The 13,701-nt window shown below is 69.9% G+C and carries 12 protein-coding genes; 11 read left to right on the plus strand and 1 reads right to left on the minus strand.

Translation table 11 applies throughout. The annotated features are described in order from the left end of the window. Positions 1–189 precede the first annotated feature (189 nt). The gene (gene pknB, locus G3I78_RS31330; RefSeq protein WP_164430722.1) at positions 190–2,142 is read left to right on the plus strand and encodes a Stk1 family PASTA domain-containing Ser/Thr kinase; all 1,953 of its coding nucleotides are present in this window, start codon (positions 190–192) and stop codon (positions 2,140–2,142) included. 162 nt (positions 2,143–2,304) lie between these two features. Here pknB and G3I78_RS31335 read toward each other — a convergent pair whose 3' ends face one another. Next, the gene (locus G3I78_RS31335; RefSeq protein ID WP_164430724.1) at positions 2,305–3,918 is read right to left on the minus strand and encodes an MFS transporter; all 1,614 of its coding nucleotides are present in this window, start codon (positions 3,916–3,918) and stop codon (positions 2,305–2,307) included. Between the two features lie 134 nt (positions 3,919–4,052). On the opposite strand from G3I78_RS31335, the gene G3I78_RS31340 reads away from it, so the two are divergent. The 10 genes from G3I78_RS31340 to G3I78_RS31385 all read left to right on the plus strand — a co-directional run bounded on the left by G3I78_RS31340 (position 4,053) and on the right by G3I78_RS31385 (position 13,249). Continuing rightward, positions 4,053–4,688: a TetR/AcrR family transcriptional regulator gene (locus G3I78_RS31340; RefSeq protein WP_164430726.1), complete on the plus strand. Its 636-nt coding sequence runs from the start codon at positions 4,053–4,055 to the stop codon at positions 4,686–4,688. A gap of 34 nt (positions 4,689–4,722) precedes the next feature. Beyond that, positions 4,723–5,505 carry a DUF2993 domain-containing protein gene (locus G3I78_RS31345; protein WP_164430728.1) on the plus strand — a complete coding sequence of 261 codons (783 nt, stop codon included), beginning with the start codon at positions 4,723–4,725 and terminating at the stop codon, positions 5,503–5,505. Between the two features lie 306 nt (positions 5,506–5,811). Then, entirely contained in the window at positions 5,812–6,039 is a 228-nt protein-coding gene (locus tag G3I78_RS31350; protein WP_164430730.1) for a hypothetical protein, read from the plus strand. Between the two features lie 293 nt (positions 6,040–6,332). Beyond that, a complete protein-coding gene (locus G3I78_RS31355) occupies positions 6,333–7,058 on the plus strand; it encodes a GntR family transcriptional regulator (RefSeq protein ID WP_164430732.1) in 726 nt (241 codons plus the stop codon). A gap of 134 nt (positions 7,059–7,192) precedes the next feature. Then, a complete protein-coding gene (locus G3I78_RS31360; protein WP_164430734.1) occupies positions 7,193–8,263 on the plus strand; it encodes an Ldh family oxidoreductase in 1,071 nt (356 codons plus the stop codon). Continuing rightward, on the plus strand, positions 8,260–8,562 hold the full coding sequence (locus tag G3I78_RS31365; RefSeq protein WP_164430736.1) for a putative quinol monooxygenase: 303 nt from the start codon (positions 8,260–8,262) through the stop codon (positions 8,560–8,562). The genes G3I78_RS31360 and G3I78_RS31365 overlap by 4 nt, the downstream gene beginning before the upstream one ends. 13 nt (positions 8,563–8,575) lie before the next feature. Further along, entirely contained in the window at positions 8,576–9,013 is a 438-nt protein-coding gene (locus G3I78_RS31370; protein ID WP_164430738.1) for a cupin domain-containing protein, read from the plus strand. Further along, positions 9,010–10,398, plus strand: coding sequence for an aldehyde dehydrogenase family protein (locus tag G3I78_RS31375; protein WP_164430740.1), 1,389 nt, complete (start codon positions 9,010–9,012; stop codon positions 10,396–10,398). Before G3I78_RS31370 ends, G3I78_RS31375 begins: the two co-directional genes overlap by 4 nt. A 210-nt stretch (positions 10,399–10,608) precedes the next feature. After that, on the plus strand, positions 10,609–11,958 hold the full coding sequence (dctA, locus tag G3I78_RS31380) for a C4-dicarboxylate transporter DctA (protein ID WP_203615774.1): 1,350 nt from the start codon (positions 10,609–10,611) through the stop codon (positions 11,956–11,958). A 100-nt stretch (positions 11,959–12,058) separates the two neighbouring features. Continuing rightward, complete coding sequence (locus tag G3I78_RS31385) at positions 12,059–13,249, plus strand: lactonase family protein (RefSeq protein WP_203615775.1); 1,191 nt, start codon at positions 12,059–12,061, stop codon at positions 13,247–13,249. Positions 13,250–13,701: the final 452 nt, after the last annotated feature.

The raw sequence follows: 13,701 nt of genomic DNA on the forward strand, positions 1-13,701 counted from the left end.
AGAAGCAGGGATGCGAGAGAGGAGCATCCATTGCCATAGCGATCGCTACATGATCGTCTGGAGTGATCGCTACATTAGGAGAGGGTTGAGTCTTCGTCAACGACCGTGCGGGCGCGCCCAGTTTCTTTAGTTGCTCTTGGGTGTGCAAGTATCCGGATCTCAACTTCCGACCCACAGGGGAGAAGTGCAGTGACCTTCGGTGGACCCGACGACCTCACCTTTGCCCGCCCCGCGCCCGTGGTTCTCCTCGGCGGCCGGTACGAGCTGCGCCTGCTGCTCGGCTCCGGCGGTATGGCCGAGGTCCATCTCGCGCACGACCTGCGGCTCGACAGGGCGGTCGCGGTGAAGATGCTGCGCGGCGACCTCGCTCACGATCCGGGGCTCCAGGAGCGGTTCCGGAGGGAGGCGCAGTCCACGGCCTCGCTCAACCACCCTGCTGTCGCCGCTGTCTACGACACGGGTGAACACCTCGCGTACGGGGCGCAGTTCCCCTACCTGGTGATGGAGTACGTCGACGGCGCGACCCTCCGCGACACCCTGTACAGCGGACCTCCGCTGACCCTCCAACGGGCTCTGGAGATGACGTGCGGCGTCCTGGACGCGCTCGCCCACTCCCACCGGCAGGGCATCGTGCACCGGGACATCAAGCCGGCCAACGTCATGCTCACCCGGACCGGCCAGGTCAAGGTCATGGACTTCGGCATAGCCCGCGACACGCGGGACGTCGGCATGACCGGGACGTCCCTCGTGATCGGCACCGCCCCGTACCTCTCGCCCGAACAGGCCCTGGGGCAGGACATCGACTCCCGCTCCGATCTGTACTCCGTGGGCTGTCTGCTGTACGAACTCCTCACCTTCCGTACGCCGTTCACCGGTGACAACCCGATGGAGGTGATGTACCGGCACCTCTACGAGGAACCGTTGGCGCCGAGCCTCTACAATCCCGAGGTCGCCCCCCGGGTGGATGCCGTTGTCCTGCGGGCACTGACGAAGGACCGTGCGTACCGCTACCGGAGTGCGGAGGAGATGCGCGCCGACATCGACGCCTGTCTCGGGACGCGGACGGTGGGGGTACAGGCGGCCGACGGCGCGGCCGAGCCGTTCGGGGACGTCTCCGGGAACGGCCCCGAGGACAGTGCCGCGGGCGGTGTCGGGGACGACAAGAGGCGTCGCAGAGGCAACGCCGCGCTGATCGCCGCAAGCGTGGGCGTCGCCGTCCTGGCGGTGACTCTCGGATGGTTCATGTTCGGGCGCGACACGGCCGAGGACGGCAAGGTGGACGTCCCGGCCCTCGTCGGGAAGACCCTGACGGAGGCCCGGAGTTCGGCGGAGAACGTGGACCTCACCCTCACTGTCACGAAGCAGGAGCCCTGCGCGGACCAGCCCCGGGACCACATCTGCACACAGGCCCCGGTGGACGGCCGGCTCGACAAGGGCGAGGCCGTGTCGGTCACAGTGTCGACCGGGGCACCCGAGGTCGAGGTGCCGGACGTCACCGACAAGGACGAGGACGACGCGTCCCGGATCCTGGAGGACAAGAGCTTCAAGGTGAAGGTCCGGCACGAGGTGTCCACGCGGGACGCCGGAACGGTCCTGGACCAGGACCCGGCGGGTGGCGAGACGGTGGAGAAGGGCATCGAGATCACCCTCACCGTGGCCGAGGAAGCGGAGCAGGCCATGGTTCCCGACCTCACCGGCAGCACGGTGAGCCGAGCGCGCGAACTGCTGGATGCGCAGGGACTGAAGCTGGGGGAGACGACCCGGGTGGAGAGCGGTGCCGAGGCCGGGACCGTGGTGGGACAGAGCGTCGGGCAGGGCGAGAAGGTCGACCGCGGCACCTCGATCGACGTGCGGGTCGCCGAGTCCGTGGAGACCGTCCAGATTCCCGCCGACCTCGTGGGCAGCACCCTGGCCGAGGCGCGTGGCGAGCTGAACGGGCTCGGTCTCGAGGTCGCCGTCGCCTCCGGCTCCTCCCAAACGTCCGACGCAGTGGTGACGTCGAGCAACCCGCAGGCGGGAAGCGAGGTGGCCGCGGGAAGCACCGTGGTCCTCACGACCGAGGAGCCAACTGACGAGCCGACGGACAGCACCACGCAGGACGCTGGTTCGGCGACGACGCCGTCGGACACGGGCGCCCGGTAAGTCGTCGACGGAGAAGACGAAGAAGAGGGACGGTGCCGGCTGTCCCCTGCCCGGCACCTTCCCGGGGTCGTGCGCCGCTCAGGCACGACCCGTTCTGGGGTGGGGAGGAGTCGGGACTCCGCCCCCGTCCGCGGCTCAGGAGGCCGCGGTGTTCTCGGCGGTCTACGCGCTCACGGAATCTGTACGCTCCGCGGTCGTCTCCGCGGCCCCGCCTCGCTCTTCGGCCTCGCCCCGGCCCCGGCCGGGCAGGATGGCAACGACGATCAGCGTTCCCGCGGCCATGATGACGCCGCCGATGAGGCTGGTGTGCGCGATGGCGTGCGCGAAGGACTCGTGCACCGCCCCCAGCAGGGACTGGGCCTGTTCGGCACCTCCCTGCGGGTTCTTGGCGACCTGCTCGGCGACCGCCGTACCGCCGCCCACCGAGTCCTTGGCGGTGTCCAGCGCCGCCGCGGGGAGGTGGCCGCCGACCAGCCCGGTGAGCTTGTCCTTGTAGGAGGTCGCGAGGAGCGAGCCGAGGATGGCGATGCCCAGCGACGCGCCGAGCTCCAGCGCCGTGTCGTTGGCGCCGCCGCCGACGCCGAGCTCCGACTCGGGGAAGGAGTCCATGATCGTGTCGGTGGCGGGGGACAGGCTCAGGCCGATGGCGAAGCCGAGCATCAGCAGGGGAGCCACGAAGTCGGTGTAGCCGGACCCCGTCTCGATGCGGGTGAGCAGGAAGACCCCCGCTGTACCGATCGCCATGCCGGTGCCGACGACGACCTTCACGCCCAGTTTCGGGGCCAGCCGGCCGGTCACCGCGGCACCGAGGAACACGGCTCCGGCCAGCGGCAGCAGACGCACGCCGGTCTCCAGCGCGTCGTAGCCCAGGACGAACTGGAGGAACTGGGTGGAGTAGTAAATCGCGCCGAAGGTGCCGAAGAAGAAGAACAGCACCGCCAGCATCGAGCCGCTGAAGGGGCGCTCGGTGAACTTGCGGACGTTCAGCATGGGGCTCGGGTGGCGCAACTCCCAGGCGACGAAGGCAAGCAGGCCCACGCCGGCGACGACGGCCGAGGTGATCGGGCCGACGCCCCAGCCGAAGTGCGGGCCCTCGATGGTGGCGTAGACGAGGGAGCCGACCGAGACGATCGACAGCAGACCGCCGACGTAGTCGATCCGGCCCATCGTCGCCGCCTTGGACGGCGGGACCAGAAGCAGCGCGCCGACGACGCCGAGGATCGCGATGGGGGCGTTGATCAGGAAGGTGGAGCCCCAGGCGTGGCTCTCCAGAAGCCATCCGGCGAGCAGCGGGCCGGCGGCGATGGCGAGACCGGAGGTGGCGGACCAGGCGGTGATCGCCTTGGCGCGTTCGCCCTTGGGGAAGATCGCGACCAGCAGCGACAGCGTGGCCGGCATAACCACCGCTGCGCCGACTCCCATGGTCGCGCGGGCGGTGATCACCAGGTCGGTCTGATGGACCAGGCTGCCCATGACCGCGCCGCCGGCGAAGATCAGCAGTCCCGTGATCAGGGCGCCGCGGCGGCTGTACTTGTCGCCTATCGAGCCGAGGACCAGCATCAGCGCGGCGTACGGGACGGTGTAGCCGTCGATCACCCATTGGAGGTCGCTGCTGGTCAGGCCCAGGTCCTTCGTCATGTCCGGCGCGGCCACGATCAGCGACGTGTTCGCCATGACCACGATCAGCAGGCTCAGGCAGAGGACCAGCAGTGCCCACCAGCGCCGTGGATAGGGCCCGGTCATCTTCTCGACGGGGGTGTTCGCAATGAGCGGCATCTGAGGCTCCTCAGCAGTCGGGCAGGGGGAGGGAAGGTGAAGGGGACTTTTAATTACCCGTTCGTGTGCAGATTAGTTTATTGCTCGATGATGTGCAACTATCGCTGTGTCCCCCGACGACCGGAGGTGCCGACATGACCCACGCACTCGCCGCAGACGTCCCCGGCGCCTCCCGGGGACGCCGCACGCGGGCCCGCATCCTCGAGGCGGCCCGGCGGGAACTCGGCCGGGACCCCGAGGCCGGCCTGGAGGACATCGCCCTCGCGGCGGGTGTGGTGCGACGCACCGTCTACGGTCACTTCGAGGGGCGGGCCGCGCTGGTCGAGGGGCTGATCGAGGACGCCGGGCACGCCCTACGGCAGGCGCTCGCGCCCCTTCCGGACGCCGCGTCGGACGCCGTCACCGCTCTGGCGGGCTTCGTCCTGGCCGTGTGGCCCGTCGGTGACCGGTACCGCATGCTGCTGCGCCTGGCTCCGCAGGATCTCGTGGCCGAGCGACGCCGCGAGATCCTTGCGCCCGCGCGCGCGGCGTCGCGGGCAGTCATCGTCCACGGGCAGCGGCAGGGGGCGTTCCAGACCGGCGTCCCGCCCGTCGTGCTGGCCCTGGCCCTGGAGGGATATCTGCTGGGCCTCCTGGAGTGCGTGAACGTCGGCGTCTGGACCGACGACGGCATGCATGCGGCGACTGCCGCGCTGATCGCGATGGGCGTGGATGCGGACCGCGCCTTCACCTGTGTCCGCGGGTTCGTCCGTCCCGAGAGCGGCGCGTAGCCGCACGTCCCGAAACACCACCCGAAGGAGAACCATGTACGAGTCCCAGTACAGCGAGAGGTACGCCGACGAGCCGTACTACGGAGACGGTGCCGTGTACGTGAGTCCTCCGACGCCGAGCAGGAGGCGCCTGATTGTCCTCGTCGCGGTCGTGACCGTGTCGGCGCTCGGGTTCGTGGCCGTCGACCGGATCGCGGCGGAGCGTGCCGAGAACCGTACGGCCGAGGCGTTCCAGGACGGAATGGGCACCGCCGCACGGCCGTCCGTGCACGTCAGCGGGTTCCCCGTGCTGACTCAGCTGGCCCGGGGCCGTCTGGACCACGTCGACCTGACCGCCCACGGCATACCCGCGAACGGCTCCACCAGGCCGTTGCCCGTGACGAGGCTGACCGTAGGGGTGGACGGACTGAGCACCTCGGGGAGCGCCGACGTGGCGCACGCCCGCAGTGTGGACGCGACCGCCTTCCTCTCGTACGAGGATCTGTCGAACGCGCTCGGCGTGCAGGTGTCCCGGGGCGACGGGCCCGATCGGGTCGAGGTGACGGCGAGTCTGCCGGTCGCCGGTGATGTGACCGTGAGCGCGGCTGTCACGGCGACGAGCGGCAACCGCATCGCATTCTCGGACATCCGGTCTGTCCGGGGCGAGCAGATCCCCGTGCTGAAGGCATTGCTCGACGAGGCGCTGAGGGAGCCCATGCCTTTGCGGAACGTCCCTCAGGGACTGAGCCTGCGCTCGGTCACCACCACGGATAGCGGCATCGAGGCTCATTTCACGGGCAGTTCGGTTACCTTCCGTCCGGACTCGTCGTCTGCGTAGGGGGCGGAACATCAGGTCAGCCTGCGTCGGTGCGTAGGTCCGCTTGCGATCTTGCAGGCTTGTGAGACGAGAACGACGCCGTACGTAAGCGAATGTGTCCCGGAAGCCGACGGCGCCTAGGAGATGGTCGGTGGTGGCGCCGGTCGCCACGGTCCAAGGCCGGGGCGCGAAGGATCTGCGCAGCGAGGGAGTGGGCCGACTGGTTGCCGCCGTGCGGCAGGCCGGACAGGGTTGTTGGCGGCGACACGGGCGATGCCCATTCGGCGGGTTGCGCTCTCGTGCAGCCGGCCGCCGTCGACGAGGGCCTTGGGGACGGCGGCTCCCGAGCAGGAGATCGCCTTCACCCTGCTCGGCGCGCTGTTCCACCGCATCCATCTGTCCGTCGTCCTCGACCGGATGGCTCCGGAGCAGCTCGAACTCGTCCGTTCGGCGCTCGTCGTCTACAAGGAGATCCGCCAGGACATCCCCGGCAGCGTGCCGTTCTGGCCTCTCGGCCTCCCCGGTTGGGCGGACTCCTGGGTCGCAGTGTGGTGACAGGAGCGGTGCCCGGCTCCCGTGACCACACGGACGCTCGCGATCCCGCACCTGCGCGGTACTCCGGTGCGGCCGGTCGCGCACTACCCCGAAGAGGCGGTGCCACAGCCACCTGGACGGCGGCCGACGGACAACTCACCGTGTCCCAGCCCGGCCCAACACGGCTGTGCTCCTTCGGCTCGTGGTCCGGTTGCAGGGTGGCTCCTCCCAGAGGTCCTCGGTGTTTGAGGCGTGTCGGTTCCCTGCGTAGGCTGTATACAGATGAGTGCTCCGACGGCTGGGCAGGGAGTTTCATGGCGCGGGCGACCGGCAAGAGTGAAGCGGTCTACGAGCGGCTGAAGGGTGACATCGAGTCGCTGAGGCTGCGTCCGGGGGCCAAGCTGGGCGAGGTCCAGCTCGGCGAGGAACTGGGCGCTTCAAGGACACCTGTGCGCGAGGCGATCCGGCGGCTGGCCCAGGAGGGGCTGGTCGACTTCGTGCCGGGAGAGGTGGCCCGGGTCGCCGCCATCTCGCTGGGCGGGGTGCGGTCCCTGTTCGAGTTCCGCATGATGCTCGAACCCAGGGCAGCCGCCTCGGTGGCCGCGTCCGGAGTGACGGACGCCAGGGTGCTGGCGCCCTTCCGCGTCCTGCACGAGCGGCTGGAGGAGTTCGACGAGTCGTACCGCGCGCTGGACGCCGGTGGGCAGGCCCGCTCGTACCAGGGGTTCTACGACATCACGGAGGCGTTCGACCAGGCCGTCATCGCTGCCTGCCGAAATCCCTACCTCGCCCGGTCCATTCGGGACCTGCGCAGCCAGACCGTGCGTCTGCGGTACCTCTCGCACAGCGGCCCGCGCCGCATGCTGACCTCGCTGGAGGAGCACCGCGCGATGCTGAAGGGGATCCTCCAGGGAGACACCCAGGCGGCCGAGGCGGCGTGCCTGCACCACCTCGCCCAGACCCTTCAGGCTCTCATCGAGAGCCTGACCAGCCAGGATCTGACGCCCGGCGCGGACGTCCAGCTGGATGCCGTGAGCTGATAGGGCTCCCTGCGGAGGTGCCGCACGGCGGTCGTCCAGCCGCCCGACTCATGCCGTACGACCTGTGGCCTTTTCTGCATCCACTGATGTATACAGGAGTGAATACATTAACTCTCGACGCGAGGGGCCGTCTCATGCCGCATACCGTCGGCGCCGCCGACCTGGTGGGGTTCGCCGCCGCCACTGCCGAAGCCCATGGCGTTCCGTCCGAGGACGCACGTCTGTTCGCCGACACCCTCGTCACCGCCGAGCTTTGGGGGCATCCGTCCCACGGCATGCTGCGTCTGCCCTGGTACCTCGACCGCCTCGCGAGCGGGGCCACGGCCGCCGTCGCGGACCCGCTGGTGGTCAGCGACAACGGTGCGGTGCTCGTGGTCGACGGCCGGGACGGGCTCGGGCAGGTGCTGACCGCGCGCGCGGTGACCCTGGGCGCCGAGCGCGCCCGCCGGCACGGCATCAGCGCGGTCGCGGTCCGCAACTCCGGTCACTTCGGGACGGCCGCGTACTTCACCCGCCGGGCCGCCGAACAGGGCTGCGTGGCCCTGCTGGCGACCAACGCCAGCCCGGCGATGGCCCCCTGGGGCGGCCGGGAGAAGCGGGTCGGCACCAATCCGTGGTCGATCGCGGCGCCGGGCGGCCGGCACGGCACGGTCGTGATGGACATCGCGAACACGGCCGTGGCGCGGGGGAAGATCTACCACGCCAAGGAGCGCGGCGAGCCGATCCCCGAGGGCTGGGCGGCGGACGCGGACGGGGTGCCCACGACCGATCCGCAGCGCGCGATCGAGGGTCTGATCCTGCCGATGGCCGGTCACAAGGGCTACGCGATCTCCTTCATGTTCGACGTGCTGGCCGGAGTGCTGACCGGCAGCGCCTTCGGCACGGCGGTCGTCGGCCCCTACCGGCCCACCGGCCGCAGCGGCGTCGGACACCTGCTGATCTGCGTCGACATCCGCTCGATGGCCGACCCCGCCGAGTTCGAGCGACGGATGGAGGCGCTGATCGAGGAGACCAAGTCCACCCCCGTCGCCGCGCAGGCGACCGAGGTCTTCGTCCCCGGCGAGCCGGAGACCCGCACCGCCGAGCGGCTGCGCACCGAGGGCATCACGATCGTCGACGACACCTGGGCCGCCCTCGCCCGGATCGCCGACAGCACCGCCGTACCCCTGCCCGCCCCCGCCGACCACAAGGAGCTGTTCGCATGATCGCCCTGACCGTCACTCTCCAGGTCAACCCCGGGTGCCGCGAGGACTTCCTCGCGGCCATCAAGGAGAACGCCGAACGCTCCTTCACGGACGAGCCCGGCTGCCGCTACTTCGACGTCGTCTGCGACCTGGCCGACGACCACCATTTCGTCTTCCACGAGATCTACGACGACGAAGCCGCCGTGGAGGCCCACCGCTCCGCGCCCCACTTCAAGGTCTGGCGCGAGGCGGTGGCGAAGTACGTCGTCCCCGGCAGCCAGGTCAACACGCTCTCCCGCCGTCTGTTCCACCACTCCTGAAGGAGCCGCCGCCATGTGCACCGATCACCCCGCCGAGCCGAACCTCCTCATCCACCCCGACAAGGTCGAACGCTTCGACCGAGGCGGCGGGGTGGCCACCATCCCCTACGTGGGGAAGTGGAACTCGGAGAAGGCCGTCATCACCACCGGCCAGACGGTCTTCCAGCCCGGCACCGGGCTGCCCCTGCACAGCCACAACGTCGAGGAGTCCGTGCTGATCCTCGAAGGCGAGGCGACCGCCGAGATCGACGGCGAGTTCTTCGACCTGGAGCCCGGCCAGGCCACCTGGGTCCCGGCCGGCGTCCCGCACCGCTTCTTCAACCGAGGCGAGGGCGTCATGCGGATCTACTGGATCTACGGCGGCCGGGACGTCACCCGGACCATCACCGCCACCGGCGAGACCTTCGAGCACCTCTCGGAGCACGACAAGGGCGGGGCGCGCACCTCATGAGCGGCACGATCAGCACAGTCGACCCCGCCACCGGGCAGCCCATCGCGTCGTACGACGCCTGGGACGCCGTACGGATCGAGACGGCCGTGGACCGCGCGCACGCCGCCTCCCGCGCCTGGGCCCTGGTCCCCGTGGCCGAACGCGCCGTGCGCGCAGCCGAGTTGGCCCGCGTCCTGCGTGAGTACAAGGCGTCGCTGGCCGATCTGGCGGTCCGGGAGATGGGCAAGCCGGTCGGCGAGGCGGAGGGCGAGGTGGAGAAGTCCGCCCTGACCGCCGAGTACTACGCCCGGCAGGGGCCCGGCATCCTCGCCGACGAGCCGGTGACGGCGATCGAGGGCGCCGACGCCTGGGTCGCCTACGAACCCGTCGGCCTGGTCCTGGCGGTGATGCCCTGGAACTTCCCCGTCTGGCAGGTCATGCGCTTCGCGATCCCGTCCCTGGTGGCGGGCAACGGCGTCCTGTTGAAGCACGCCTCGAACGTCATGGGCGGCGCGCTCGCCCTCCAGGACCTCTTCATCGAGGCGGGCTTCCCCGAGCATCTGGTGACCGCCCTGGTCGTGGCGGACGCGGACGTACCCGACGTCACCGCGCGGCTGATCGAGGACGACCGCGTCGCCGCGGTCACCCTGACCGGCAGCAACCGGGCGGGTGCCGCGGTCGGCGCGGCAGCCGGGCGGGCGGCGAAGAAGTCCGTGCTGGAGCTGGGCGGTTCGGACGCCTTCGTCGTCCTCGACGACGCCGACATCGAAGCCGCCGCGGCGGCCGCGGTGCGGGCGCGCTTCACCAACTCCGGCCAGAGCTGTGTGTGCGCCAAGCGGTTCATCGTGGCCGAGGCGGTCGCGGACGCGTTCACCGCCGCCTTCGTGCGGGGGGTGGAGGAATTGCGGATCGGCGATCCCAGGGACCGGTCCACCCAAGTCGGCCCGCTCGCCCGGGACGACCTGCGGGCGGCGATCGCGCGCCAGGTGGAGGAGTCGGTCGCCGCCGGCGCACGGCTGCTGACGGGCGGCAAGCCCCTGCCGGGTGACGGCTGGTTCTTCCAGCCCACGGTGCTGTCCGGCACCGGCCCCGGGATGCAGGCCTTCGACGAGGAGACCTTCGGCCCGCTGGCCGCCGTGACCGTCGCCCGGGACGACGACGACGCGGTACGGCTGGCCGGGGCGACCTCCTTCGGCCTCGGTCTGAGCGTCTGGACGGCCGACACCGCCCGCGGAGTCGCGCTCGCCCGCCGCGTCACCACCGGCGCCGCCTTCGTCAACGCCGTCGTGGCCTCCGACCCGCGGCTGCCCTTCGGCGGGACCAAGCGCAGCGGTTACGGCCGGGAACTGGCCACCGCCGGCATCCGGGAGTTCACCAACACCCGCACCTACTGGGTCGCCCGCTAGGCCGGCAGCGCCTCCCCGAACGTCCCGCCTGCCCCTGCGGCAGGCGGGACGTTCTCATGCCCGAAAACCCGGCCCGACCCCTGTGTACAGATCGTTTCGAAGAGATGTCCACAGAGGGCTATACAGATATGAATACAGCTCTGTATACAGGAATGGTTTCCGGCCTCCAGAAGGGGATGAATGATGTCCAGCTCTCCGCACGCGACCGCAATGACGCGCGGCGTCGGTTACTGGCTGCGCCAGTTGTGGGTCCAGGTCCTCATCGGCATGGTGGCGGGCGTCGTCGTCGGTGTCGCCTGGCCGGGCGCCGCCGCGCAGATGCAGCCGTTCAGCGACGGATTCGTCGCGCTGATGAAGATGATCGTCGCGCCCGTGCTCTTCTGCACGGTTGTCCTGGGGGTGGGCAAGGTCGACAGCATCGGCCGGGTCGGCCGGGTCGGCGCCAAGTCGCTGGTCTACTTCGTGGTCCTGACCGCTCTGTGCATGGGCGTCGGCCTGATCGTCGCCAACGTCTTCCAGCCGGGCGCGGGCATGCACATCGCCGCCTCGTCGCTGAGCACCAAGGACCTGCCCGACGGCGTCGCCAGCACCCACCTCAGCGTGGCGGACTTCCTCCTGTCGATCATCCCGACGACGATGTTCTCCGCCTTCACCGATGGCGAGATCCTTCCGGTGATGCTCGTCTCGGTACTCTTCGGGATCGGCATCAAGGCCGTCGGCGAACCGGCCGAGGGCCTGCTGCGAGGCGTCGAGAACCTCTCCAAGGTCGTCTTCAAGGTCGTCGGCTGGGTCATGCGCACCGCCCCGCTCGGAGCCTTCGGCGGCCTGGCGCTGACGGTGGGCAAGTACGGCATCGGCACCCTGCACCAGTTGCTGGTCCTGATCGCGATCTTCTCCGCGACCTGCCTGGTCTTCATCCTGGTGGTCTTCGGCGGCCTGCTGCGCTACACCGGCCTGAGCCTCTTCAAGCTCTGCCGGTACCTCAAGGAAGAGCTCATGATCATCCTGGCCACCTGCTCCAGCGAGGCGGTCCTGCCCCGGATGGTCGACAAGATGACCAACCTGGGCGCCTCCCGGCCGGTGGTCGGCCTGACGCTCCCGGCCGGCTACTCGTTCAACCTCGACGGCACCGCCATCTACCTGACGATGAGCTCGCTCTTCCTGGCCCAGGCACTCGACATCCACATGTCCCTCGGCGCGCAGCTGGCGATGCTCGGCATCATGATGATCACCAGCAAGGGCGCGGCAGGCGTCCCCGGAGGCGCCTTCGTCGTCCTGGCCAGCAGCATCGGCATCATCGGCCACGTCCCCATGGCGGCTCTGGCCCTGATCGTCGGCATCGACCGCTTCCTCAACGAGGGCCGCATCCTCACCACCGTCCTCGGCAACGCGGTGGCGACCATCTTCATCGCCAAGTGGGAGGGGGAGTTCGACCTGGAGCGCGCCAAGGCGGTCCTCGACGGCAAGGACGTGCCACCGGTCCGCGAAACCGAGGAGTGGCACGAGCGGCCGGTCACCGGTCTCCCCGGGACCTCCACCGCACCGGCGGCAGCGGGCTGACATCCCACTCGCTCAGGGCGACCGCGATGCGGTACGGATCCCGCGCGGTCGCCCTGGCCGCAGAAACCCGGCCCTGTCAGTTCGCCTTCGAGGAGCCCCCATGCAGCCGTTCTCTCTTTCACGTCGCACGGCGCTGACCGCGACGGCCGCCCTCGGCCTGGGCGCCACCACCTCCGCCCCCGCAAGCGCCGCCGTCGCGTCAGGGAGCGACCGCGTTCCCGCACCGCGCTACGCCTACGTCGGTTGCTACACCACCACCGAACGCGGCGGCCATGGCGAGGGGATAGCCGTCTTCCGCGTCGACGGCCCCGGACGCTGGCACCCGATGGGTGTCACGGCCACCCTCCCCAACCCCTCCTTCCTCGCCCTGGACCACACCCAGTCGTACCTCTACGCCGTTCACGGAGACCTCGACCAGGTCAGCGCCTTCGCTGTCGACCACGGCACGGGAGGCCTCACACCACTGGGCAGCCGACCGAGCCAGGGCACCAACCCCGTCCACCTCACCCCTACCCCGGATAACCGGCGGCTCCTGGTCGCCAACTACGCCACCGGCACCCTCGCCGTGCTGCCCCGAGCAGCCGACGGCAGCCTCCAGCCGGCCGAACAGGTCATCCAACTGACCGGCACCCCCGGACCCGACCGTACCCAGCAGACGGGACCGCACCCTCACCACATCCCCTTCGCACCCGACCAGCGACATGTCCTGGTTCCCGACAAGGGCACCGACCGGATCCATCGACTCGCCTACGACGCGGTCGCGGGCCGCCTCACGCCGGCCGACCCGGAAGCCGTCACGGTCCGCTCCGGCGCCGGACCGCGCCACGTCGTGTATCACCCGCACCTCCCGCTGGCCTACGTCGCCGACGAACTCAACTCCCAGGTGACCACGTACACGTTCGACCGCACGACCGGTGAACTCGCCCCGCGGTCCTGGCTGCCGACCCTGCCGTCCGACTACACCGGCGACAGCACCGCCGCCGAGATCCAGCTCACGCCCGACGCGCGCCAGCTCTTCGTCTCCAACCGCGGCCACGACAGCATCGCCACGTATGCCGTGCGGGACGACGGTACGCTCCTCAACCCACGGTGGATCCCGAGCGGAGGCCGACAGCCCCGGTTCTTCGCCCTCGACCCTGGGGGCACCACGCTGTACGCCGCCAACCAGTCATCCGACACGATCGTGGCCTTCCATGTCACGCGGGACGGCCGCCTGCGGCCTGTCGGCCGGCCCGTGTCCACTGGGTCGCCGGTCTGCGTCATCTTCAGTACGACGGGTCAGGCTCGGTGACCGGGCGGCAGGGACCGGCTCGCAGCAGAGCCTTACCGCCGCCGTTTGGGGCGTGACGGTGTGATCGGCCCCTCGCTGTGGACTCAACCTATTTGCTCTAACCCGTGCAATTCTTCCAGTGTCTCGGCTGTGCCAGGTGTGCCCCCGCCCGTCTGCGGCCAACCGCTTCGGCGTTTGCTGCGGAGAGCTGCCTGTGCCCCCTGTCAGCCAGCTCTGTCATGTCGCAGTTCAACCCCGCGGATGCCGACGGCCGAGGCTACGGGCCGATCTGCGTGACCGGAGTGATTTTCCCGGTCCGCTGGTCGAACTGGTGCAGCCACAGTCCTCTCTCACCACCCATCTCCGATCAGTCGCCGACGTAGAGACACATGGGCCGGTCGGCTGCCACCGCACTCGACGTCCCCTGACCGTTCATGGTTCAGGTGGCTCCCGCAGTCCCGGCTCCCACTGTC

This window comes from Streptomyces sp. SID13726, from assembly GCF_010548375.1.
Taxonomy (GTDB): Bacteria; Actinomycetota; Actinomycetes; order Streptomycetales; family Streptomycetaceae; genus Streptomyces.